Raw genomic sequence first — 21,702 nt, 5'->3', positions numbered from 1 at the left:
GATCACCGCAGCTTCGGGTCGAGGGCGTCGCGGACGGCGTCGCCGAGCATCAGAAAGCTCAGCACCGTGGCCGACAGGAACGCCGCGGGGAAGATCAGCAGGTGCGGATGGTCGATGAAGGAGTCCTTCGCCTGGTTGAGCTGCAGGCCCCAGGAGACCTCCGGGTACTGCAGGCCGACGCCGAGGAAGTCCAGCGTCGCCTCGCCCACGATCACGTGGCCGACGTTGAGGGTGGCGATCACGATCACCGGGGCGATCGCGTTCGGCAGGATGTGCCGCATCATGATCCGCCGGTCGGACGCGCCGAGCAGCCGCGCCGCGTGCACGTAGTCGGCGTCCCGGACGGCGATGACCTGGCCGCGCATGATGCGGATCATCGTCGTCCAGCCGAGCAGCACCAGCACCAGCGTCATCGCGCCGACGCCGTGCCCGGGGAAGGCGACGAGGATGACCGTGCCGCCCAGCACGAACGGCAGCCCGAAGAACACGTCGGTGAGCCGGGCGATCAGTGCGTCGACGGCACCGCCGTAGTAACCCGCGAGCATCCCGAACACGAGCGCGATCAGCAGCGCGAACAGCGTGACCGCGACGCCGATCAGCAGGGTCGGGCGGGCGCCGTGCACGACGTGCGCGTAGTAGTCGCAGCCCGCGAGGTCGGTGCCGAACCAGTGGTCGCCGGACGGGCCGAGCTTGGCCACGTTCGGGTCGCACCCCTTGTTGGCCTCGGTGGCCGTGAACAGCCGCGGCAACGCGGCCATCGCCGCCACCACGGCGAGGATCGCCATCGAGCCCCAGAAGACCCAGCGGCGCCGCAGGTCGCGCCAGGCATCGTCCCACAGCGAGGCCCTGCCGATCTCGCCGCCCGCGACCGCGACGGCCGCGGCGCCGGTGCCCGGGGCCCCCGCGCCCGCGGCGGGCTCGGCGCCCGGCGGCCCGGCGTCCGGCTCCTTGATCGTCATGTTCTCCTCACTCGTACCTGATCCGCGGGTCCAGCACCCCGTACAGCAGGTCCACGATCAGGTTGACCAGCAGGAAGATCAGCACGAGCAGCGTGACCGCGCCGACCACCACGGGGCCCTCCTTGAGCTGGATCGAGGTGAACACCTGCTGCCCGATGCCGGGCAGGTTGAAGATGCCCTCGGTCACGATCGCGCCGCCCATCAGGTTGCCGAAGTCGACGCCCAGATAGGTCACCACCGGGATCAGGGAGTTGCGCAGGGCGTGCCGCCCGATGACCCGGGCCCGGGACAGCCCCTTGGCGTTGGCGGTGCGGACGTAGTCGGCCCGCAGATTCTCCGCGAGGCTCGTCCGGGTCAGCCGCGCCACGTACGACAGGCCGAGCGAGCCCAGGACGAGGCCGGGCAGCAGGTAGCTGATCGGCCACCCGTCGTCCGTCCCGGCCGTCGGAAAGATCTTCCAGTGCAGGCCGAACAGGATCTGCGCGAGGTAGCCGAGCACGAACACCGGGACCGCGATCACCAGGGTCGTCCCGCCGAGGACGAGGGTGTCGGCGAGCCTGCCACGCCGCAGGCCCGCCCACACACCGAGCATGATCCCTATGCCCATTTCGAAGAGCCAGGCGGTGACCGCGAGCTGCGCGGTCACCGCCCAGCGCCCGCTGAGCATCTCCGACACGCTCTGGCCGGTGTAGTTCTCGCCCAGGTCGCCCTGGACGAGGCCCCACATGTACTTCGCGTACTGCACCAGCAGCGGGTCGTTCAGGTTGTACCGGTCCCGGAGCGTCTGCAGGACGTTCTCCGGAACCGGCTTGTCCCCGGCGAGCGCCTGGATCGGATCGCCCGGCAGCGCGAACACCATCGCGTAGATGAACAGCGTGGTGCCGATGAAGACCGGGACCGCCTGCAGGAGCCGCCGGAGGACGTAGCGCCACATCGCCGGCTACTTCACCGTCACTTCGGTGGCGACCAGCCCCGACGCGTACGGGGTGATCTTGACATTGTCCACTTTCTCTGACCGGCCACCCTGGCCCACCCACGTCCACAGCGGGATCATCGGCATCTCACGGATGGCGACGTCCTCGGCCTGGTTGTAGAGCTTCAGGGCCTCCTGCTGGTCGGACGACCGGTTGGCCTTGGCGATGAGCTCGTCGAACTCCTTGTTCTCCCAGCCCATGCGGTTGGCGTCCGAGCGCCACATGTTCTCCAGGTAGTTCTGCGCGCTCGGGTAGTCGGCCTCCCAGTTCTGCCGGTACGGGCCCTTTTCCTCGCGCGCCCTGAGCATGGAGAAGTAGTCGGAGGCGGGAACCTGGCGGAACTCGATCTTCTGGATGCCGAGGTTGTCTCGCAGGGAGTTCGCGACGATCGTCATCCACTGCGCGTACGTCGGCTGCGCATTGGAGAAGTACAGCTCCAGCGTCCCCTCGAAGCCGCCCGACTTTTCGTACAGCTCCTTGGCCTTGGTCGGGTTGTAGGTGCACAGCTCGCCGCAGGCGCCCTGGCGGTACCCGGAGATGATCGGCGGGAGCAGGGAGTCGGCGGGGATGTAGTCGCCGTTGTAGACCGCCTTGTTGATGCCCTCGCGGTCGATGGCCATGGAGAACGCCCTGCGCAGGTCGGCGCTGGCGAAGCGCTTGTCGAACAGCGGGAAGCCGAGGTAGTCGATGGTGCCCATCTTGCGCGGCAGGAACCTGTCGCCCAGCAGCCGCTTGGCCTCGGACACCTTCCCGGCCGGGATGGTCTGGAGGACGTCGATCCGGCCGGCCCGGAGGTCGGTGTAGGCGGTGTCGGCGCTGGAATAGCTCTTCCAGGTCACGCCCTTGTTCTTAGGTTTGCGTGGCCCGGTGTAGCCCTCGAACGCGACCAGCTTGATCTGCTTGTTGCGTTCCCACTTGCCCTCGATCTTGTACGGGCCGTTGCCGATCGGCTGGTCGTCGAATCCCTTGAGGTCCTTGAGCCCCGCCTTCGGCATCGGCGCGTACGCCGGATAGGTGAGCAGCTGCGGGAACTGGTTGAACGGATCGTTCAGCGTGACCTTGAGCGTGTTCTGGTCGACGACCTCGAGCCCGGACAGCTTGTCCGCCTTCGGCTTGGCGTCCTCGTCCTCGGGGTTCATCTCCTCGTACCCCTTGATGTACGAGAAGTAGTCGTTGGCGCCCATCGCGTTCGGCCCGTATGCGGCGTTGTTCCACGCGTCCGCGAAGCTCTGCGCGGTCACCGGCTCGCCGTTGTGGAACTTCTGCCCGGCCTTGACCTTGATCGTCCAGACCTTCTGGTCGTCGGAGGTGACCGACTCGGCCGCCAGCGGGACGGCCTTGCCGTCGTTGGTCAGCGTCATCAGGTTGTCGAACATCTCCGTGATGACGTCGAAGGAGTAGCTGCTCGTCGTGTTGGCGGGCAGCAGGTGGTCGGGCTCGGAGTGGCCCACCGTGAACGTGCCGTCGCCGGCCTTGGCGTCGTCGCCGCCGCAGGCGGTCAGGCCGAGCGACGCGGCCAGCGCCACCGCGGCGAGCGCCGCCACCTTCACGCGGACGCCCCTTCCGGCACCCCTCAGGCTGGTCATGCTCCTCCTCGGCCCCGTTTTGCTTCGTCGCGCGGACGGCTCGACCGCCCGCCGCCACCTAGATTGCTGGCAGCGTCGTCCCAAGGTTGACGGTTTGGGTACGCCGCTGACGGAGTCGAAACCGGATCGAGACGTTTTTGATCATTCATTGACACAGGTCAGCGCGAGAGCAAAATGAAGGTTCGTTGCGGAAGGGGCTGATGGGGTGGAGCTGCGCGCGAGGGCGGACGAGGCGGCGGACCTGGCGGGGGCCGAGGCGGCGGCGATCTGCGCCGACCTGATCCGGTTCGACACCACGAACCGCGGGGAGGGCGTGGCGCACCCGGAGCGGCCGGCCGCCGAGCACGTCGCCGCGCTGCTGGACGAGGCCGGCGTGGCGGCCGAGATCGTGGAGTCGGCGCCCGGCCGCGCGAGCGTGCTCGCCCGCGTCGCCGGGACCGACCCGTCCCACCCCGCATTCCTGATCCACGGCCATCTGGACGTGGTCCCCGCCGACGCGGCGGACTGGACCGTCCCGCCGTTCTCCGGCGAGGTCCGCGACGGGTGTGTATGGGGGCGTGGCGCCGTCGACATGAAGGGCAGCCTCGCGATGACGCTCGCGGCCGTCCGGCGGCGGATGCGGGAGGGCCGGCGCACCCGCGGCGACCTGGTCCTGGCGTTCCTGGCCGACGAGGAGTGCACCGGCGACTACGGCTCCCGGTACGTGGCGCGCGAGCACCGGGAGTTCTTCGAGGGGTGCACGGAGGCGATCAGCGAGTCCGGCGGGTTCAGCGTGGACGCGGGCGGCGCGCGCGTCTACCCGATCGCGACCGGCGAGCGCGGCACAACCTGGATGAAGCTGACCGCGCGCGGCACCGCCGGGCACGGCTCCAAGCCGGCACCCGACAACGCGGTCGCCGAACTCGCGCACGCGGTGTCGCGGCTGGCCGCCCACGAGTGGCCCGTCCGGCTGACGCCGGGCGTGCGGGCGCTGCTGGACGGGCTCGCGGACGCGCTCGGCACCACCATCGACCACGACCGCCTCGACGATGAGGCCGCGCGGCTCGGCCGCGCCGGGCTCCTGTTCGCCGGGACGATCCGCAACTCGGCGAACCCGACCCGGCTGGACGCCGGCTACAAGGTCAACGTCGTGCCCGGCACGGCGACCGCGCAGGTCGACGGCCGCTACCTGCCCGGCACGGGCGAGGAGTTCCTCACCACGGTCGACCGGCTGCTCGGCCCGAAGGTCACCCGCGAGTTCATCAACTACGAGGAGGCCCCGGCGGCCGACCCGGCGGGCCCGACGTTCGCGGCGCTCGCCGGGTCGCTCCGCGCCGAGGACCCGCTCGCCCGTCCCGTCCCGTACGTGATGGCGGGCGGCACCGACGCCAAGTCGTTTCACCGGATCGGCATCACGAGCTTCGGGTTCGCGCCCCTGCGGCTCGGGCCGGAGCTCGACTACTTCGGGATGTTCCACGGTGTGGACGAGCGGGTGCCGCTGGACGGGCTGGCCTTCGGCACCCGCGTGCTGGACCGGTTCCTCGACACCCGCTAGAGGGGGCCGGGGGCGCTGGTGCGCCCGGACCAGCGGAACACCGGGAGCCTGCCCTCCGGGGTGTCCCGGTGCCGGGACGTCGCCCTGAAGTGCTCGTATCCGCCGCGGAAGGGGAGCCTCAGCTCGGCGCCGGGCGGGGTGATCCCGACGATCCGGTGCGGAAGGTCCGCGGGGCCGCCTTCCAGGAAGGCCTTCAACGAGGTGTCCATGAGCGGATGGTCACATGCCGGGAACGTTCCGCCAATGCTCCGCGGGGACGTATCGCCCTATCACCGCGTCCGAGATCACCGGGACGCCGGGCGGGTAGAGACCAGGCGTGGACTTCTCCAGCGCGGCCGACGAGCTCTACGGCGTCCCGCCCGCCGAGTTCGTGGACAGGCGCAAGCGCCTGGCCCAGGAGGCGAAGGCGGACGGCGACGCGGCGCTCGCGAAGCGGATCGGGGGGCTGCGGCGGCCGACGCTGTCGGCCTGGGCGGTAAACCTGCTGGCGCGCTCGGCCTCCGGCGAGCTCGGCGACCTGCTGGACGTCGGCGAGGAGATGCGCGCGGCCTGGGCCTCCGGCCGCGGCCTCGGAGACCTGGAGCAGCGCCGGGCCGGGCTGGTCCGCGCGCTGGTGCGCCGCGCCGCCGATCTCGCGGCCGAGGCGGGCGGCCCGCTGCGGGAGCAGGCCGTCCGCGAGGTGGAGGACACCCTCCAGGCCGCCACGGTGGACGCCGACGTCGCCGAGGAGGTGCGCGCGGGACGGCTCCCGCAGCCGCGCAGCCACACCGGCTTCGTCCCGGCCGGGTTCCCGATGGCGCCGGCGGAGGAGAAGGAGCGTCCCGAACCGAAGCCCGAGAAGAAGCCCGAACGGCGCCCCAAGGAGAAGAAGGAGCCCGAGCGGGCGCGGTCGAACATCACGCGGACGAGCGCCGCGCGGGCGAAGAGGGCCGAGACGCTGCGCAAGCGCGCCGAGCAGGCCGAGCAGAAGCTGGCCGAGCGGGAAGAGCGCGCCGACGCCGCCCGGCGCGAGGTCGAGGAGGCGTCCGCGGAGGTGGGCCGCCTCCGGCACGAGCTGGACCGGGCGATCGCCGAGCGGGACGCCGCGTCCCGGCGGGCCGCGCGCGCCGAGCAGAACCGGACCCGCGCCGAGGAGGCGGCGCGGGAGGCGCGCAGGGCCGCCGCGGACACCCGGCGGGCCGCCGACCGTGACGCACGCCACGGCTGACCTCGGCACCCTGCCGGTCAAGCGGCCGGACGGGATGAAGTACCTTCGTTCTCGAACGTGATTCGATTTCAGAGGGGGCGTGCGGTGACGGCACCGGTCGTGGAACAGCCGACTGACTGGACCGAACCGGGCGCTCACCAGGTGGCGCCGGGTGTGCACCGGGTCCCCCTGGAGCTGCCGATCCCGTCGCTGCACGCCGTCAACGTGTACGTCATCGAGGACCCCGAGGGCCTCGTCGTCGTGGACTCGGGCTGGGCCATGCCCGACTCGCGCGCCGCGCTCGAAGGCGCCCTCGCCACGCTCGGCCACCGGCTGGACGACGTGGCGCAGTTCCTCGTCACCCACGCCCACTGGGACCACTACTCGCAGGCCCTCGCCCTGCGCGAGTCCTTCGGGACGCGGGTGCGGATCGGGCGCGGCGAGCGGCCGTCGATCGAGGCGTTCGACCGGCGGCTCGGGCTGCACCCCCGGCAGGTGGAGCTGCTCCGCCGGTGCGGCGCGCACGAGCTCGCCGACGAGATCGCGGGCAGGCCCGTGGACGGGTCCGAGCGCGACGTCCCGCACACGATGCCGGACTCGTGGCTGGACGACGGCCAGCGGCTCGCGCTGACCGGACGGGGCCTGGACGTCTTCGCGACGCCGGGGCACACCCGCGGGCACATCGTCCTGCGGGACGCCGGGGCCGGGCTGCTGTTCGCGGGCGACCACATCCTGCCCCACATCACGCCGTCCATCGGGCTGGAGACCGAGCCCGAGCCGAAGCCGCTGCGCAGCTACCTGGAGTCGCTGCGGCTGGTCCGCGGGATGCCCGACACGCTGCTGCTGCCGGCGCACGGCCCGGTGACGCCGAGCGTGCACACCCGGGTCGACCAGCTGCTGGAGCACCACGCCGAGCGGCTGGAGATCGCGGCGGCGCAGGTCCGCGCCGGCCGCGGCACGGCGTTCGAGGTGGCGGCCGCCATGCCGTGGACGCGCCGCCGGCGCAGCCTCGGCGACCTGGACGCGTTCAGCAGGATGCTGGCCGTCCTGGAGATCGACGCGCACCTGGACGTGCTCACGGACCAGGGCGTGCTGGAGGCACACGAGGCGGGCGGGGTCCGCAGTTACGCCGTCCGGCGCTGACCCCCCGCCGCCGGGCGCCCGGTCACGCCCGGGTTACGATGATCGCCGGTTCCCCCCGGGGTGGAAGGAGCGGCGCGATGACGGTCGCCCCCGAGTTCACTGCGATCACGTCAGCGCAGGAGCTGCGCGAGCTTCTCGGCGCGCCGATGCGGCGCGCGATCGACAAGGAGCGCGTCACGCTGCACGACTGGGACCGGGAGTGGCTCGCCAACTCCCCGTTCTGCCTCATCTCCACCAGCGACGCCGACGGCAACTGCGACGTCTCCCCCAAGGGCGACCCGCCCGGTTTCGTCCACGTCATCGACGACACGACGATCGCGATCCCGGACCGTCCGGGGAACCGCCGCGCCGACGGGTTCCTCAACGTGCTCGGCAACCCGCACGTCGGGCTGATCTTCCTCATCCCGGGGCGCGGGGAGACGCTGCGGATCAACGGCCGGGCCACGCTCGTCCGCGACGCGCCGTTCTTCGACGCGATGGTCGTCAAGGGGCACCGCCCCGCGCTCGCGCTGGTCGTGGAGATCGAGCAGATCTTCTTCCACTGCGCGAAGGCGCTGATGCGCTCGAAGTTGTGGAAGCCCGACTCGTGGGAGCCGGAGGCGCTGCCGTCGCACGCCCGCATCGTCAAGGACGTCCAGTACACCGAGGAATCGCTGGACCGGCTCGAACAGCACTACACCGAGGCGAACTACTCCAAACTGCTGTACAAGGGCTGACCCCCGCGCGTTCCACGCGGGGGCCGTCGGTCACAGCGGAGTCAGGGGCGCTTCGTCCCCGTCAGCCGCTCTTGCGGCGGAACTGGCGTTGGTGATCGGCCCGGTCGTGGGTGCCGCGCACCTTCGAGCCGTTCCTGCCGCCGGCACCGGCGTTCTTGCCCGCCGCTCCGCGCTTGCGCTCCAGGGCCTCCCGGAACCTGCGCTTCACGTCGTCCTCGCCCTGGTCGGGCTCTCCTGCCGAGTCGGCCATGCGGACCTCCAGCTCTCGTTCGGGCACACCTAGCGTCACATACCCCGCGTGGGCCGCGGACTCGTGCCCCCACAAGATCATCGTGGGAGATTCCAGCATAAACCGGCCGCAGGCGAATGATCTCTCCTAGGGTCTGTGCACGTGGATCCGCAGACACCCCACGCAGAACCCCTCCCCGCCCATCCGCCGCTGGAGTCGCTGGCCGTCCAGCCGCTCCTGAACCGCGACTACGAGGCCCGGCCCGCGGTGTTCTACGAGCGGCTCCGCGCGGAGTACGGGCCCGTCGCGCCGGTGGACGTCCTCGGCGTCCCGGCCTGGCTGGTCATCGGGTACGCGCAGACGCTCGACATCCTGCGCGACACGCGCGGCATCTGGAGCAGGCGGATCGGTTCCTGGCGCGCCTACCGGGACGGCCAGGTCCCCGCGGACTGGCCGATGCTGCCGGTCGTCGGGTCGGACAACTGCGGGTTCCGCGACGGCGCCGAGTCCACCCGGCTGCGCAGCGCCTGGAGCGAGGGCCTGCGACCGTTCCAGGACCGGACGCGGCCCGAGGCGAAGGCGCTGGAGCAGGCCGTCCGGCGGTACGCCGACGAGCTGATCACGGTGCTGTCGGAGAACGGCGGCCCGTCCGGCTGGGCGGACCTGTCGGCGCAGTACGCGCGGCCCCTGCCGCTGATGGTCATCGGGCGGCTGCTCGGCTCCGGGGCGGACAGCGGCGACGAGCTGATCATCGACCTGTGGCGGGTGATGGACGCGGGCCCGGACGCGCAGGAGGCGTCCGAGCGGCGGAACGCCCGCGTCGCGGACCTGTGCGCGGCGCGGATGGCCGCGCCGGGGCACGACCTGCCGTCCGCGATGCTGGCCGCCGTGCCGGACCTGACGGCCGAGGAGCTGACCGCCGAGATGGCCATGATGACCGGCCTCGTCGGCGACGTGACCGGGACGCTGATCTGCAACACCATCACCGAGGTGCTCATCGGCGACACCGGCGCCCGCGACAGCCTGTCGGCCGGCCTGCTCCAGGAGGCGATCAACCGCGCGTCGGCGGCCAACCCGCCGATGGCGAACCTGGCGTTCCGCTGGGCCAGGACGGACGTGCGCCTCGGCCGGTTCCAGATCGCGGCCGGCGACCCGGTCATGGTGTCGCCCGCCGCCGCGCACCTGGACCCGGCGTTCACCGGGTCCACCACGCCCGACTCGATCTACAGCTCGCGCGCGCACCTGGCGTGGGGCGCCGGGCCGCACGCCTGCCTCGGCCGCGACCTCGCCACCACGATCACCACCATCGCGGTGGAGCGGCTGTTCGACCGGTTCGCCACGCTACGGCTCGCGCTGCCCGCCGACCAGCTCCCGTGGCGGTCGTCGCCGATCATGCGCGGGCTGCGGTCCCTGCCGGTCACCTACGAGCTGGCCGGGGGGCCGCCGCGCCCCGCCCCCGCCCCCGCCGAGCCGGAGGAGGACACCGAGCCGGACCCGCCGGCCGGGGCCGAGCCGAACTCGCTGGTGCGGCGCGTGCTGAAGCTGATGCGCATCCCGCAGTCCTGACCGGCCACCCGCGCCGGCGTCAGGGGCCGATGCCGTCCAGGTCCGCGGCCCACACGCCGGCCATGATCTCGGTGACGGTGAGGCGCAGCCTCAGCGCGGAGAGGCCCTCCCGCGCCGTCCAGAGCGGGAAGGTCACGTGGAAGGCGCGCTCGGCGGCGGACACCTGATCGGCGCCGGTCACCTCCAGCTGCCGGAAGGCCTCCTCCGGCGGGCTGACCAGGTCGTGCCCGGCGAGGGCGGCGGCCATGTCGGACGCGCTGAGCCGGCGTCCCTCGGTCAGCGTCTCCAGCTCCTCGTAGTCGCCCCGGACGAGCAGCGCGACCACGACCCTGACGGCGTTCACGCCCTCCTCCGGCAGCATGCGCCACACCGTACCCGCCTCCGCCGCGGGATCGCCCGCATGTTTGGGCCCGCCCGCCCGGGAACGATCGACGGGTACGCGCGCAGGGAGGACGCACGATGCCAGACAAGAGCGACAAGCACGGCGCGAAGCTGGACGAGGAGATCGGCCGCGAGACCCGGGGCATGGTCAGCGGCGGGCATCCCACGCACGCCGAGGAGTTCAAGGAGACCGAACCCTTCTCCGACGATCCGCCCGCCGACCCGGACACGGCCGCCGCCGACGAGCGGGAGGGGTCCCCGCCCGGCATGAGCGCGCAGGACGTCGAGTCCCGCAGCGCGCTCGCGCGGATGCTCACCGGCGTCCGCTACCCGGCCCGCCAGAACGAGCTGGTCCGGCACGCGGCCGAGGCCGACGCGTCCGGCGAGCTGATCGAGCGGTTGCGCGGACTCCCGAGGCGCGAGTACGAGAACGTCGCCGACGTGGCCGAGGAGCTCGGCTACGGCAGGGAGGAGCGGCGCTACTGACCGGCCGCGCGTGCGCGGAGCAGCGGGATCTGGCCGGCGGCGGCCAGATCCCGCTGCCGTGCCGGCAGCCGGATGCCGCGCCCGGTCAACGAGTCCCCCCGTCCCGGGGCAGGTCGTCGCCCGGGACGCTCTCGGCCGGGCGCGGGTCGTGGGCGGGACGGTCGGCGGGCCGCCCGCACCAGTGCTCCAGCGCGTCCCTGATCGCCGCGGCCCGCCGGTCCGGCGCCGTCTCGTCGGTCGCCCACGCCACGTACCCGTCCGGGCGGACCAGCGCCGTCGTCCGGGTCGCGCCGCCCGCCGTCACGCAGTGCACGCGCCCGGCCCACCGCCGGGTCGCCAGGTAGGTGACGGCCGGGTCGTTCGCCGCGACGACCAGGACGAACCGCCCGTCGCCGAGCAGCCGGTAGAGCCGTCCCGGCTCGCCCGCCAGCGGGACGTCCGGGGCCCGCCTGCCGGCGAGGCGGTGGGAACCGCGCGGGGCCGGGTAGGCGATGTCGATGCCGGAGACCGCGCCGGCCATCCGCCGGGCGACGGGCCGGGTATGGGTCGCCGCCCAGGCCGCCGCGCCGCGCGCCGTCCGCAGCCACAGCGGCTCGGCCAGCGCGAACCGCAGCAGCAGGCCGCTGCCCCGCAGAACCAGCCGGCCGACCGGATACCGCTCCTCGTGGTAGCTGTCGAGCAGCCACGACGGCGCCCACCCCTGTAGTCCGGCCGCGAGCTTCCATCCGAGGTTCGCCGCGTCCTGGATCCCGGTGTTCATGCCCTGCCCGCCCGCCGGGGAGTGGACGTGCGCGGCGTCCCCGGCGAGGAACACCCGGCCCACCCGGTACCGCGGGACCTGCCGCTCATCGCTGTGGAACCGCGACGTCCAGCGGGGGTCGCGCATGCCGAGGTCGGTGCCGAGCGCGCGGCGCGCCACCTCCCGCAGCTCGTCCATGTCGACGGGCGCGGAGTCGGGCGCCTGGTGCCGGCGGTTCCACGCGATCACCCGGTACCAGCCGTCGCCGAACGGGGCGAGGAACGCGAACGCGTCCCCGGTCGCGCCGACGGTCAGGACGTCGGCGGGCGCCTCGTCCAGCCGGACGTCCGCGAGCATCACCGACCGCACCACCGCCCGGCCGGGGAACGGCAGCCCGAGCGCCCGCCGCACCGTGCTGCGGACCCCGTCGGCGCCGACGACGTAGGCGGCGCGCCGGGTCCGGGTCGTCCCGTCCGCGGCCCGGACGTCGATGTCGACGCCGGCCGCGTCCTGGCGGAGCCCGGTGGCCTCGGCCCCGTACACGATCTCCGCGCCGGCGGCCAGCGCCCGCTCCGTGAGGACGCGCTCCGTCTCGTACTGCGGTGTGACCAGGACGTACGGGAAGCGCCCCGGGAGCCGCGACAGGTCGAGGCCGGTCGCGCCGAGCAGCCGCAGCTGCGCGACGCGCTCGCCCGTCCCGACCAGCTCCTCCGCGACGCCGCGGGCGTCCAGCATCTCCAGGGTGCGGGCGTGCACGGCGAACGCCCGGGTCAGGTTGCTCGCCTGCTGCTCGCGGCGCTCCAGCACCGTGCAGGCGATCCCGGCCGCGGCCAGGTCGCCGGCCAGCAGGAGGCCGGTCGGGCCCGCCCCCACGATCAGCACGTCCCCGTCCGGTCTTCCGGCGGGCCTCCCGGTGGGCATCCGATCCCCTCTCGCTCGGCGGCCGGCGCTCGGCCGTCGCGCAGGGAACACTTCCCACGAACCGCCGGCCATCACCTCGCCGGAGGCCCTGTCGCGCCGGGGGTCTCAGCCCTGGACGCGGCGGTCGCGGCCCGCCCACTCCCGCTCGCGGAGCTGGAACTTCTGGATCTTACCGGTGGACGTCTTCGGCAGCTCGGGGACGAACTCCACGGCGTCGGGCGCCTTGAACCGGGCGAGGCTCTTGCGGACGTGCTCGACCAGCTCGGTCCCGGTGACGGCGTGCCCGTCGCGGAGCACGACGAACGCCTTCGGACGCTCGCCCCATCTCTCGTCGGGGACCGCGACGACGGCGACCTCCAGCACGGCCGGATGCGAGTCGATCGCCCGCTCGACCTCGACCGTGGAGATGTTCTCGCCGCCGGAGATGATGATGTCCTTGGACCGGTCGCGCAGCTCGACGTACCCGTCGGGGTGGAGGACGCCGAGGTCGCCTGAGTGGAACCAGCCGCCGCGGAAGGCGCGCGCGGTGGCCTCCTCGTCCCGGTAGTAGCCCTTCATGACGTTGTTGCCGCGCATGACGATCTCGCCGAGCGTCGCGCCGTCGGCGGGGACGTCGTTCATGTCGTCGTCGACGACGCGCAGCCCGTCCGTCTGGATCATGCCGACGCCCTGCCGGGCCAGCAGGCGGGCCCGGTCGCCGGCGGCCAGCTCCGGCCACCCCGGCTGCGGGTCGCACACCGAGTACGGCCCGTAGGTCTCCGTGAGCCCGTACACGTGCACGATGCTCGCGCCGAGGGCCTCCATCTGCCCGATGATCGTCGGGCTGGGCGGCGCGCCCGCCGTCGTGACGGTCAGCCCCCGCTCCAGCGGATGTGCCTCCGCCGCGTTCGCGATCGTCACCAGGACGGTCGGGGCGCCGTTCAGGTGCGTCACGCCCTCGGTGTCGATGAGCCGCCACACCTCGCCCGCAACGACCGCGCGCAGGCACACCTGCCTCCCGCCGATCGCGGCGAGCGCCCACGGCGTGCACCAGCCGTTGCAGTGGAACATCGGCAGCGTCCACAGGTAGACGCTCTCGGGCGTGTGCCGCGAGTGCACGACCTCGCCGAGCGCGTTGAGGTAGGCGCCGCGGTGCGTGTAGATGACGCCCTTGGGACGTCCCGTGGTCCCGGACGTGTAGTTGATCGAGATGGCGGCGTTCTCGTCGTCGACGTCCCAGGAGAGCGGGCCGTCCGAGCCGCGCGCCGTCAGCTCCCCGTAGCCGATGCCGCCGACCGCCGGGTCGGGGTCGGCGCCGGCGGCCGGGATGGTCACCACCTGCGGCAGGCCGCCGGCGAGCGGCGCCACGGACGGGTGCAGCGCCGCGTCCATCACCAGCGCCTTCGCTCCCGAGTGGTCGAGGATGTAGCGGATCTCCTCGGGGGCGAGCCGGGTGTTGATCGCGACGAGGACGGCTCCGGCGAGCGGCACGCCGAAGTGCGCGACGAGCAGTTCCGGGATGTTCGGCGCCAGGTAGGCGACCCGGTCCCCGGGGCCGATCCCGGAGGCGCGCAGCGCGGAGGCCAGCCGGGTCGCCTCGGCGGCGAAGTCCGCGTACGTGGTGCGGCGGTCCCCGTGGACGTACGCGGTCTTGCCGGGGAACACCTCCGCCGACCGCCGCAGGAACGCCAGCGGGGTGAGCGCCGTGTAGCCCGGGCCGTTGTCCATGGGAGCCTCCGGTGCCGTCTGCTGGAGGCTCCGGCCCCCAGCGGATGTCGCCTGCGCCCCCAGGATCGCACGGGTCCCGCGGCGGGCTCAGGGGTTGCGGGTCAGGATCGAGACGGCCTTGACCGTGGCGTAGCCGCGCCATTCCAGTTCGGCGGCGGGCGAGTAGGAGGCGAAGTCGACGCGCCACCCGCCGTCGTCCTGCTGCTCCTCGTCGAGGCGCCGCAGCTCGGCGGCCACGAGGTCGTCGTTGAACAGCCTCCGGACCGGGCGCCCGGGGTAGGGGGCGAAGTCGAGCGGCCGCATCATCTCGTCCTCCTGCCCCCCCTGGACGTGGACGAGGCCGTTCTCGGGGATGTGCCGTCCCAGCAGGTCGATGGCCTCGATGTCCTCGACGGCGTCGGCCAGCCACAGCGCGAATGCCAGTTCCAGGGCGTGCAGCTCGTCCTTCGCGCGCAGGGCGTCGAGGCAGTAGCGGGTGGCGCGTTCGAGCCACGGGTGCGAGGCGACGGCCTTGTCGTGGACGGCGACGCGCTGCGCCGTCGCCGCCACGACCGCCGTGATCTGCAGCGAGGACACCGTCGGGTCGGCGCCGGCCCAGAACGGCGCGCACCCGGCCGGGTCGGGGACGTGCAGCCCGAACGGCAGGCCGCCGTCCGGCAGCGCCACCGAGTCCAGCCAGTCGCAGAGCGCGACCGCCTCCGGCGCCGTGGCCGGCCCCAGCTCCTCGAAGACCTCGAACGCGTGCAGCGCCGGGCCGGGCTGGCTGGTGCGCGACCGGAGGTCGGGTTCGAGGCCGTGGCCGTAGCCGCCGTCGGGGTTGCGGTAGGCGTTGAGCGCGGCGAGCAGCGCGTCCCGGTCGCCCTCGCCGGTCAGCAGCTCGAACCGCCGCCGGTCGAGGGGACGCGCGTGCGTGGCCATGAATGCGGATGCCTTCGTCAGGTTCATGACTCCAGCGTGGCCGCCGCCCGGGCACCCGTCTTGTAGGTTCCGGCCATCACCAGGTAAGGACCAGCTCCTCGGGCGACCGGTGGATCAGGCTCCGGCTCATCCTCACCGGCTCCGCGAGGCGGAGTCCCGGGAGCTCCCGGGTCAGCGTCTCCAGCGTGATCCTCACCTGCTCGCGGGCGAGCTGCGCGCCCGGGCAGGCATGGACGCCGTGCCCGAACGCCATGTGCCGTGCGGGCGTCCGGGTGATGTCGAACTCGTCGGGGCGCTCGTGGGCCCGCGGGTCGCGCCCGGCCGCGGCGAAGGCGACGAAGAGTTCCGCGCCCGCGGGGAGCTCGGTGCCCGCGACCGTCACCGGCCGGGTGGTGACGCGGCGGAACCCCTGGACCGCGGCATCGTGCCGGGCGGTCTCCTCGACGGCCGCCGGGACCAGGTCGGGCCGCTCGCACAGCAGCTCCCACTGCTCCCGGTTCCGCAGCAGATGCAGGACGGCCGTGCCGATGAGCGCCGTCGTCGTCAGGTGCCCGGCCAGCAGGATGTTCTGCAGGTTCGACAGCAGCGTGTCGTGCGGCTCGATGGCGCGGACCATCTCGTCGCACAGATCGTCGCGCGGCTCGCGGCTCCGCACGTGGGCGTCCAGCGTCCGCTTCATGCCGGCGACCGACCGGGCGGCGGCCACCTGCTCCGCGGTCTTCATCGGCCGGAAGACCAGGTCGTCGGCGCGATAGCTTCCCTCGATCAGGGCCGGGACGTCGGCCGGGTCGATGCCCAGCAGGTGGCCGATCACCTCGCCCGGCAGGACGCGCGCGTACCGTCCCATCAGCTCGACCCGGTGGTCGCCGGCGAAGGAGGCCACCAGCTCCTGAGCCCGCGCGGTGATGAACGGCACGGTCTCGGCGACCCGTTTCGGCGACAGCCCGCGGGTCAGGGGCTCGCGCACCCGCCGGTGGTCGTCGCCGTCCGCGGTGACCACGACGGGACGGCCCTCCGGCACCGACCGCAGGACGGCGAGGGCCTCCGGCGCCGGCAGCACCTCGGGCCGCAGCGCGTTCGCAGACGAGAACGTCTCCGGATCGCGCAGGACCGCCCGCGCGTCGGTATGCCGGGCGACGAGCCAGGCTTCCAGCTCGGGGACGTAGGTCAGCCCTTCCGTCTCGCGGGCCCGTGCGTAGAACGGGTAGGGGTCGGTCCGGTCGAACTCCACGATCGTCCCTTCGGCGGTTGATCACCACGGTAGGGAACGGAGTGGCGCGTGGGAATCGCCCGGCCGAGCCTGGCCGCCTCGCTAGTCGGCCTGCAGCGAGAGCCCCAGTGCCCGGAACTGCTCGACCGGGCGGTGGTAGCCGCGTTCGATGTGGTGGACGCCGCGCAGCGTGGAGGGGCCCTCCGCGACCGCCGCCGCCAGCACCGCCGAGAACCCGGCCCGGATGTCGGGCATGGTGACGTCCCCGCCGCGCAGTTTCGTCACGCCGCGCACCACGGCCGAGTGCAGCGCCGCCGTGTCGTGGTACCGGCAGGCGGGCCCGCCGAGGCAGGTGTCGTACACCTCGATCTCCGCGCCCATGCCCTGCAGCGCCGGAACGTAGGCGAGCCGGTTCTCGTAGACGGTCTCGTGCAGCACCGACATGCCGTCCGCCTGGGTGAACAGCACCATCAGCGGGGTCTGCCAGTCCGTCGCGAACCCCGGGTGCGTGTCGGTCTGCACCGCGGCGGGGCTCAGCCCGTCCGGCGCGGACGCCATGATCCAGTCGTCGGTGATCTCGAACTCGGCGCCCATCCTGGTGAGCGTGGTGATCGCGGTGACGAGACGGTCCTGCGGGCACCCGTGCACCCGGACCTCTCCCCCGGTCACGAGCCCGGCCACCAGGTAGGAGAACGCCTCGATCCGGTCGCCGTCCAGCCGCGTCTGCGCGCCGCTCAGCCGCTCGACGCCCTCGACGACGATCCGCCGGTCGGGCGCGAAGGAGATCCGCGCGCCCATCCGCTGGAGGAACAGCGCCAGCTCGATGATCTCCGGCTCCGTCGCGGCGTTCCGGATGACGGTCTTCCCCTCGGCCCGCACGGCGGCCAGCAGCACCGTCTCCGTGGCGCCGACGCTCGGGTAGGGCAGGTCGATCCGCGTGCCCACGAGCCGTGTCGCGTGCGCGTGGATCCCGTCCGCCGCGTGCGACACCTCGGCGCCGAACGCCCGCAGCGCCTCGACGTGGAAATCGACCGGCCGCCGCCCGATCGGGTCGCCGCCGACCAGCGGGACGAACGCCTCGCCCGCCTGGTGCAGCAGCGGGCCGAGCATCAGGATCGGGATGCGGTTCAGCCCGGTGAACGCCTTGCCGACGCTCGGGTCCGTCACCGGCCCCGGCACGACCGTCACGTCCCCGCCGGACCGCTCCACGGTCATCCCGACATGCTCCAGCATGCCCGCGGTGATGCCGACCTCGCCGACGTCGGGCGCGTTGCCGATGGTGCTCGGCCCGTCCCCCAGCATCGCCGCGACCATGTGCTTGCTGACCGCGTTCTTCGCCCCCCGCACGGTGACGTCCCCGCGAAGCGGCCCCGACGGCTCGATGCGCCACAACTTGTCAGTCATCCGAGCAGCCTACGGCGTCCGGCGAGTCCGGTTCCGGCATTCCCCGCGGGCTGCGGATCAGGGACGGTCCGCCAGGAGGTTCGCCGCGAAGCCGATGAACGCCACGCCGCTGACCTGTTCCATGCGCCGCCGGAAGGACGGCCGCCGGAGCCTGTCCCCCAGCGCGGCCGCCGCCCCCGAGACGAGCCAGAACCAGACCGCCAGCTCGACCAGGTCGATCGCGGTGAACAGGATGGTCGTGCCGAACACCGGCGCCCCGTGCGGCATGAACTGCGGGACGAGGCTCATGTAGAACACGCCGGCCTTCGGGTTCAGTAGGTTCGTCCCCACCCCGGCCCGGAAGGCCGCGAAGCCGGTCGCGGCCACGGCGGGTTCCGGCGCGGCGCCCCCGCCGGACTTCCTCCGCGCGCGCCACAGCGCCGTCGTGCCCAGCCAGACCAGGTACGCGGCGCCGCACACGCGCACCACGTCGTACGCCACCTGCGAGGCGGTCAGCAAGGCGGTCAGCCCGACCGCCGTCGCGAGCCCCCAGACGCCGCACCCGGTCAGGATGCCGAGCGCCGCCGCGAGCCCGCTGCGCCGCCCCTGCACGATGGACGTCCTGAGCACGAGCAACGTGTCCAGGCCGGGCATGACATTGACGATCATCGCGGCGAGGGCGAACGCGAGCACGGCGGTGGCCATGATCGAATCCTATCGACGCTCCTTACGGTTCGCTCCTCCGGCGGGCGTGCTCGATGTGGCTGCCATGAACGTTGACGCGGCGGTGTTCGATGTGTTCGGGACGTTGACCGACTGGCGGTCGAGCGTGGCGGCCGAGCTGGCCGAGGTCGGTGAACGTGCCGGCCTCCACGCCGACTGGACGGCCGTCGCCGAGAGCTGGCGGCGCCGCTACCGCCCCACGCTCGGACGGGTCGTCGCCGGAGACCTGCCGTGGGGCCCGCTGGACGCCTTGCACCGCCTCATGCTGGACGAGGTGCTGCCCGCCCACGGGCTCGACGCGCTCACCGACGCCGACCGGGAGCACCTGGTGCGGGCCTGGCACCGCCTCCGTGCCTGGCCGGACGTCTCCGAGGGCCTGGAGCGCCTCCACCGGAGCCGCCTCCTCACCGCCACGCTGTTCCAACGGCGGGCTGAATGCGGCCTACAGGCGCCGGTTCGGGCACGGAGCGAGCACGCGTTTCCGTGATCAAGGGACACCGGCTGGACCGTCCTGTGACGGTTCGGCGCTCAGGCGATCGCGATCCGTGCCGACCGCTCAGACTGCGGCCGTCTCCGTCCACGAGTCGGCGAGCGCGCAGAGTTCGGCGAGCGCGGTCTCGGTTCGTTCCCGGTCCCCGGTGGTGAGGAAGTCGGTCTGCAGGCCTGCGTAGGCGCTGTTGAGGAAGGTCGCCTTGATGCGCGCCTGGGCGGGATCGAGTCCGCGGGCGGTCAAGGCGCCCGCGACGAACTCCGCGCGTTCCGCCAGGAATCTCGGAACCTTGTCGCCTAGACGTCCGGCGGCGGCGAGTCCTTCGATCTCGAGGACGAGCCGGGTGTGCGCGATGTTCTCCGGCGCCAGGTGGCGGTCCCAGGAGGCGCGGATGATCGCTCCGATCCCCCGGTCCGTGTCGTCCCAGCCTTCCGTCGCCTGGAGCCGCTCGTGCTGGATCTCGTCCAGGCGCTTCAGCAGCGCGGCGAGCAGCGCGTCCTTGTCGGCGAAGTGGTGGGTCAAAACGCGCGTGCTCTGGCCCAGGGCCTGGGCGATCGGGCGCATCGACAGGCCGGACATCCCGTGCTCGGCAAGATGGTCGAGCACCGCGTCGAGGATCTCGATGCGGCGACGCGGGTCGCGCGGCCTGGCCACTCCCTGCCCTCCTTCACGTCGGAATGTTCAGCCTATAAGGTAACACGTGTTACCTTAACCGCCATGCTCACCTTCCGGCGCCCGTCCAGCGGGCTGTGGCTCGTCGCCCTCACCCTGACCGCGTTCACTCTCCAGACCGACGACTTCGTGATCGTGGGCGTGCTGCCGTCCATCGCGACCGGCCTCTCGGTCAGTGAGGCCGCGGCCGGGCAGCTGGTGACCGTCTTCTCCGTCGTCTGTGCCGTGTGCGCCCCCGTGGCGGCGGTGGTCACGGCGTCGTGGTCGCGGCGGCACCTGCTCGCCGGCGGGATGCTGGTGTTCAGCGCCGCCAACCTCGCCGTGCCGCTCGCCACGTCCTATCCGGCGCTGATGGCCCTGCGGGTCGTCGCCGCCCTCGCCGCCGCCGTCGTGCTGCCGACCGTGTTCGCGGTCACCGCCGCCCTCTCCCCGCCGGGCCGGCAGGGCCGCGACCTGGCGACGGTCATGGCCGGGCTGACGGGCGCCATCGTCGTCGGCGTCCCGCTCGGAACCTGGGTCGGCGCGGCCTTCGGCTGGCGGGCGACGTTCGTGACGGGCGGCCTGCTCGGTCTCGTCTCCCTGGCCTTCCTGCGCATCGCTGTGCCAGACGTCGCGCCGCCGCCCCCGGCCGGCCTGGGTGAACGGCTCCGACCGCTGGGACGTCCGGCCGTGCTGTTCGTGCTGTGCGCCGCCGTCGCGGCCGTGCTCGGCAACCTGATGATCCAGACGTACCTCGCGCCCCTCCTGGACGGGATGGCGGGTATCTCGTCGTCCGGGCTGGGCGGGCTCCTTGTGCTGACGGGCGTCGCGGGAATCATCGGGGGGCGGTTCAGCGGCACGCTGGTCGACCGCTTCGGCCCGGCGAGAACGTTCGCCCTGGCAGCCGCCGTCTTCACCGCGGCGATGGCGGGGCTGGCGCTGGTCTGGTCGCTGCGTCCGGCGCATCTGGCGTTCGTCGTGCCGTTGCTGCTGGTGTGGTCGGCGGCGGCCTGGTCGGTTCCGCCGCCGGTCCAGGCGCGCGTCCTGGCGTTCGCCGGACCTGAGAGCGGCCCGCAGGCTCTGGCGCTCAGCAGCAGCGCCGTCTACGTCGGAGCCTCGCTCGGTGCGGGCCTCGGCGGATGGCTGCTCGGCATCCTCGGCGCCGGGGCGCTGCCCGTCGGGGCCGGAGCCTGCGCCCTGCTGGCCCTGGCCCTGTTCGGCTTGGCGGAGCGCAACGCCCCCGCTCCTGTCGCCGCGGGGGGACTCGCCGAACGCGTCCGCTGCGAGGCGCGCACCTGACTCCTCGCCGGGACGGTGGCCGCGCCGGTGCAAGATGTGTGGGTTGGCACCGGCGCGACCATGATCCCGACCAGTATCGAGCGGACCAATTCTGCACGGTCGGAGGTTGCACAACCGTTGCGCCGCTGCCCCGGAACGGGGCCCGCCCCCGCGACGGTGACCTCGGGCCCTATCCTCGACCCCATGATCACCTCGGATTGGGAGCGGCGGATCGCCGATCTCTGGGCCTCCTTCGACGACCACGAGTCGGCGGCCTTCCTCGCCAAGGTCGAGGAACTGGCCGGCGAGCTTCCGCCCGGCGACGCGGTCGCCGAGTACGAGATCGCGTCGGCCCATGACTCGATCGGCAACGAGGCGGAGGCCGCCGTCCACTACCAGAGGGCGTTCGAGGCCGGACTGGCCGGGAAGCGTCGCCGCGAGGGGACGATCCAGTACGCCAGCACCCTTCGAAATCTCGGCCGGGCCGAGGAGAGCATCGCGTTGCTGACCACCGCACGCGACGCCGTGTCGGACGACCTCGATGACGCCGTGATCGCGTTTCTCGCACTCGCACTCACCGATGCCGGACGCGAGAGAGAAGCGGTGTCGCTAACCTTGCGCGCCCTCTCCCGCCACCTCCCCCGGTACAACCGCTCGCTCGCCGCCTACGCCGAGGCTCTGCTGGAGGAAAGCCCCGCCGGGTAGCTCCTGGCTCACTCGACACTGCTGGCACCGTTCCACGGCATCCGACAGCCAGGATCGGCATGGTGAAATGAGAAAGGCCCCGCCGGAAATCGGCGGGGCCTTCCTGCAATATGAGTCCGGCGGTGTCCTACTCTCCCACACAGTCTCCCATGCAGTACCATCGGCGCTGAGAGGCTTAACTTCCGGGTTCGGAATGGGACCGGGTGTTTCCCCCTCG

General features: G+C 72.7%; 22 protein-coding genes and 1 rRNA gene. 9 read left to right on the top strand and 14 right to left on the bottom strand.

Annotated features, from left to right (window positions below):
- Nucleotides 1-2: 2 nt before the first annotated feature.
- The 3 genes from ABGB11_RS30235 to ABGB11_RS30225 are packed head-to-tail and all read right to left on the bottom strand — an operon-like array spanning nucleotide 3 to nucleotide 3,519.
- Complete coding sequence (locus ABGB11_RS30235; protein WP_347638311.1) at nucleotides 3-959, bottom strand: ABC transporter permease; 957 nt, start codon at nucleotides 957-959, stop codon at nucleotides 3-5.
- A 7-nt stretch (nucleotides 960-966) separates the two neighbouring features.
- Complete coding sequence (locus tag ABGB11_RS30230; protein WP_347638309.1) at nucleotides 967-1,893, bottom strand: ABC transporter permease; 927 nt, start codon at nucleotides 1,891-1,893, stop codon at nucleotides 967-969.
- Nucleotides 1,894-1,899: 6 nt separating this feature from the next.
- Nucleotides 1,900-3,519, bottom strand: coding sequence for an ABC transporter substrate-binding protein (locus ABGB11_RS30225; RefSeq protein WP_347638308.1), 1,620 nt, complete (start codon nucleotides 3,517-3,519; stop codon nucleotides 1,900-1,902).
- 205 nt (nucleotides 3,520-3,724) lie between these two features.
- On the opposite strand from ABGB11_RS30225, the gene ABGB11_RS30220 reads away from it, so the two are divergent.
- Entirely contained in the window at nucleotides 3,725-5,053 is a 1,329-nt protein-coding gene (locus ABGB11_RS30220) for a M20/M25/M40 family metallo-hydrolase (RefSeq protein WP_347638306.1), read from the top strand.
- On the opposite strand, the gene ABGB11_RS30215 is transcribed toward ABGB11_RS30220, so the two are convergent.
- Nucleotides 5,050-5,262: a DUF5988 family protein gene (locus ABGB11_RS30215; protein WP_347638304.1), complete on the bottom strand. Its 213-nt coding sequence runs from the start codon at nucleotides 5,260-5,262 to the stop codon at nucleotides 5,050-5,052. The genes ABGB11_RS30220 and ABGB11_RS30215 overlap by 4 nt on opposite strands.
- 107 nt (nucleotides 5,263-5,369) lie before the next feature.
- Here ABGB11_RS30215 and ABGB11_RS30210 point away from each other — a divergent pair, with 107 nt between their 5' ends.
- The 3 genes from ABGB11_RS30210 (at nucleotide 5,370) to ABGB11_RS30200 (ending at nucleotide 8,098) form a co-directional block, all read left to right on the top strand.
- Nucleotides 5,370-6,260 carry a hypothetical protein gene (locus ABGB11_RS30210; RefSeq protein ID WP_347638302.1) on the top strand — a complete coding sequence of 297 codons (891 nt, stop codon included), beginning with the start codon at nucleotides 5,370-5,372 and terminating at the stop codon, nucleotides 6,258-6,260.
- A gap of 153 nt (nucleotides 6,261-6,413) precedes the next feature.
- A complete protein-coding gene (locus tag ABGB11_RS30205) occupies nucleotides 6,414-7,382 on the top strand; it encodes an MBL fold metallo-hydrolase (RefSeq protein ID WP_347638300.1) in 969 nt (322 codons plus the stop codon).
- Nucleotides 7,383-7,459: 77 nt separating this feature from the next.
- The gene (locus tag ABGB11_RS30200) at nucleotides 7,460-8,098 is read left to right on the top strand and encodes a pyridoxamine 5'-phosphate oxidase family protein (RefSeq protein WP_347638298.1); all 639 of its coding nucleotides are present in this window, start codon (nucleotides 7,460-7,462) and stop codon (nucleotides 8,096-8,098) included.
- 61 nt (nucleotides 8,099-8,159) lie between these two features.
- On the opposite strand, the gene ABGB11_RS30195 is transcribed toward ABGB11_RS30200, so the two are convergent.
- The gene (locus ABGB11_RS30195; RefSeq protein WP_347638296.1) at nucleotides 8,160-8,348 is read right to left on the bottom strand and encodes a DUF5302 domain-containing protein; all 189 of its coding nucleotides are present in this window, start codon (nucleotides 8,346-8,348) and stop codon (nucleotides 8,160-8,162) included.
- A 141-nt stretch (nucleotides 8,349-8,489) separates the two neighbouring features.
- On the opposite strand from ABGB11_RS30195, the gene ABGB11_RS30190 reads away from it, so the two are divergent.
- Nucleotides 8,490-9,893, top strand: a complete 1,404-nt coding sequence (locus tag ABGB11_RS30190; protein ID WP_347638294.1) for a cytochrome — start codon at nucleotides 8,490-8,492, stop codon at nucleotides 9,891-9,893.
- A 19-nt stretch (nucleotides 9,894-9,912) separates the two neighbouring features.
- Here the strand turns inward: ABGB11_RS30190 and ABGB11_RS30185 are convergent, their stop codons facing one another.
- Entirely contained in the window at nucleotides 9,913-10,254 is a 342-nt protein-coding gene (locus tag ABGB11_RS30185; protein WP_347638292.1) for a hypothetical protein, read from the bottom strand.
- A gap of 98 nt (nucleotides 10,255-10,352) precedes the next feature.
- Between ABGB11_RS30185 and ABGB11_RS30180 the strand changes: the two genes are divergently transcribed.
- A complete protein-coding gene (locus ABGB11_RS30180; RefSeq protein ID WP_347638290.1) occupies nucleotides 10,353-10,760 on the top strand; it encodes a DUF2795 domain-containing protein in 408 nt (135 codons plus the stop codon).
- A gap of 85 nt (nucleotides 10,761-10,845) precedes the next feature.
- Here the strand turns inward: ABGB11_RS30180 and ABGB11_RS30175 are convergent, their stop codons facing one another.
- From ABGB11_RS30175 to ABGB11_RS30150, 6 genes are all read right to left on the bottom strand, one after another.
- Nucleotides 10,846-12,420: an FAD-dependent monooxygenase gene (locus ABGB11_RS30175; RefSeq protein ID WP_347638288.1), complete on the bottom strand. Its 1,575-nt coding sequence runs from the start codon at nucleotides 12,418-12,420 to the stop codon at nucleotides 10,846-10,848.
- Between the two features lie 105 nt (nucleotides 12,421-12,525).
- Nucleotides 12,526-14,127, bottom strand: a complete 1,602-nt coding sequence (locus ABGB11_RS30170) for a long-chain-fatty-acid--CoA ligase (protein WP_347638286.1) — start codon at nucleotides 14,125-14,127, stop codon at nucleotides 12,526-12,528.
- Between the two features lie 87 nt (nucleotides 14,128-14,214).
- Nucleotides 14,215-15,072, bottom strand: a complete 858-nt coding sequence (locus ABGB11_RS30165) for a hypothetical protein (RefSeq protein ID WP_347638284.1) — start codon at nucleotides 15,070-15,072, stop codon at nucleotides 14,215-14,217.
- 49 nt (nucleotides 15,073-15,121) lie between these two features.
- A complete protein-coding gene (locus ABGB11_RS30160; RefSeq protein ID WP_347638282.1) occupies nucleotides 15,122-16,276 on the bottom strand; it encodes a cytochrome P450 in 1,155 nt (384 codons plus the stop codon).
- 81 nt (nucleotides 16,277-16,357) lie between these two features.
- The gene (gene murA, locus ABGB11_RS30155; protein WP_347638280.1) at nucleotides 16,358-17,659 is read right to left on the bottom strand and encodes a UDP-N-acetylglucosamine 1-carboxyvinyltransferase; all 1,302 of its coding nucleotides are present in this window, start codon (nucleotides 17,657-17,659) and stop codon (nucleotides 16,358-16,360) included.
- Nucleotides 17,660-17,716: 57 nt separating this feature from the next.
- Entirely contained in the window at nucleotides 17,717-18,343 is a 627-nt protein-coding gene (locus tag ABGB11_RS30150; protein WP_347638278.1) for a LysE family translocator, read from the bottom strand.
- A gap of 64 nt (nucleotides 18,344-18,407) precedes the next feature.
- Between ABGB11_RS30150 and ABGB11_RS30145 the strand changes: the two genes are divergently transcribed.
- On the top strand, nucleotides 18,408-18,848 hold the full coding sequence (locus ABGB11_RS30145) for a hypothetical protein (RefSeq protein ID WP_347638276.1): 441 nt from the start codon (nucleotides 18,408-18,410) through the stop codon (nucleotides 18,846-18,848).
- Between the two features lie 69 nt (nucleotides 18,849-18,917).
- Here ABGB11_RS30145 and ABGB11_RS30140 read toward each other — a convergent pair whose 3' ends face one another.
- Nucleotides 18,918-19,505 carry a TetR/AcrR family transcriptional regulator gene (locus tag ABGB11_RS30140; protein ID WP_347638274.1) on the bottom strand — a complete coding sequence of 196 codons (588 nt, stop codon included), beginning with the start codon at nucleotides 19,503-19,505 and terminating at the stop codon, nucleotides 18,918-18,920.
- Nucleotides 19,506-19,568: 63 nt separating this feature from the next.
- Here ABGB11_RS30140 and ABGB11_RS30135 point away from each other — a divergent pair, with 63 nt between their 5' ends.
- The gene (locus ABGB11_RS30135) at nucleotides 19,569-20,801 is read left to right on the top strand and encodes an MFS transporter (protein ID WP_347638272.1); all 1,233 of its coding nucleotides are present in this window, start codon (nucleotides 19,569-19,571) and stop codon (nucleotides 20,799-20,801) included.
- Between the two features lie 183 nt (nucleotides 20,802-20,984).
- Nucleotides 20,985-21,485 (top strand): tetratricopeptide repeat protein, encoded by a 501-nt coding sequence (locus tag ABGB11_RS30130; RefSeq protein ID WP_347638270.1) that lies wholly within the window; start codon nucleotides 20,985-20,987, stop codon nucleotides 21,483-21,485.
- Nucleotides 21,486-21,599: 114 nt separating this feature from the next.
- Here the strand turns inward: ABGB11_RS30130 and rrf are convergent.
- A 5S ribosomal RNA gene (gene rrf / locus ABGB11_RS30125) occupies nucleotides 21,600-21,702 on the bottom strand; the annotation flags it as partial.

Source organism: Actinomadura sp. B10D3 (genome assembly GCF_039871695.1).
Classification (GTDB): domain Bacteria; phylum Actinomycetota; class Actinomycetes; order Streptosporangiales; family Streptosporangiaceae; genus Spirillospora; species Spirillospora madurae.
The sequence above is the reverse complement of the archived record's forward strand: the minus strand, read 5'-3'. Positions and strand labels throughout refer to the sequence as shown.

Excerpts from the sequence above, each read along its gene's own strand:
- ABGB11_RS30235 (WP_347638311.1), bottom strand. The coding sequence starts at position 959 with ATGACGATCAAGGAGCCGGACGCCGGGCCGCCGGGCGCCGAGCCCGCC.
- ABGB11_RS30230 (WP_347638309.1), bottom strand. The coding sequence starts at position 1,893 with ATGTGGCGCTACGTCCTCCGGCGGCTCCTGCAGGCGGTCCCGGTCTTC.
- ABGB11_RS30225 (WP_347638308.1), bottom strand. The coding sequence starts at position 3,519 with ATGACCAGCCTGAGGGGTGCCGGAAGGGGCGTCCGCGTGAAGGTGGCG.
- ABGB11_RS30215 (WP_347638304.1), bottom strand. The coding sequence starts at position 5,262 with ATGGACACCTCGTTGAAGGCCTTCCTGGAAGGCGGCCCCGCGGACCTT.
- ABGB11_RS30200 (WP_347638298.1), top strand. The coding sequence starts at position 7,460 with ATGACGGTCGCCCCCGAGTTCACTGCGATCACGTCAGCGCAGGAGCTG.
- ABGB11_RS30195 (WP_347638296.1), bottom strand. The coding sequence starts at position 8,348 with ATGGCCGACTCGGCAGGAGAGCCCGACCAGGGCGAGGACGACGTGAAG.
- ABGB11_RS30185 (WP_347638292.1), bottom strand. The coding sequence starts at position 10,254 with ATGCTGCCGGAGGAGGGCGTGAACGCCGTCAGGGTCGTGGTCGCGCTG.
- ABGB11_RS30180 (WP_347638290.1), top strand. The coding sequence starts at position 10,353 with ATGCCAGACAAGAGCGACAAGCACGGCGCGAAGCTGGACGAGGAGATC.
- ABGB11_RS30175 (WP_347638288.1), bottom strand. The coding sequence starts at position 12,420 with ATGCCCACCGGGAGGCCCGCCGGAAGACCGGACGGGGACGTGCTGATC.
- ABGB11_RS30170 (WP_347638286.1), bottom strand. The coding sequence starts at position 14,127 with ATGGACAACGGCCCGGGCTACACGGCGCTCACCCCGCTGGCGTTCCTG.
- ABGB11_RS30165 (WP_347638284.1), bottom strand. The coding sequence starts at position 15,072 with ATGAACCTGACGAAGGCATCCGCATTCATGGCCACGCACGCGCGTCCC.
- murA (WP_347638280.1), bottom strand. The coding sequence starts at position 17,659 with ATGACTGACAAGTTGTGGCGCATCGAGCCGTCGGGGCCGCTTCGCGGG.
- ABGB11_RS30150 (WP_347638278.1), bottom strand. The coding sequence starts at position 18,343 with ATGGCCACCGCCGTGCTCGCGTTCGCCCTCGCCGCGATGATCGTCAAT.
- ABGB11_RS30145 (WP_347638276.1), top strand. The coding sequence starts at position 18,408 with ATGAACGTTGACGCGGCGGTGTTCGATGTGTTCGGGACGTTGACCGAC.
- ABGB11_RS30135 (WP_347638272.1), top strand. The coding sequence starts at position 19,569 with ATGCTCACCTTCCGGCGCCCGTCCAGCGGGCTGTGGCTCGTCGCCCTC.
- ABGB11_RS30130 (WP_347638270.1), top strand. The coding sequence starts at position 20,985 with ATGATCACCTCGGATTGGGAGCGGCGGATCGCCGATCTCTGGGCCTCC.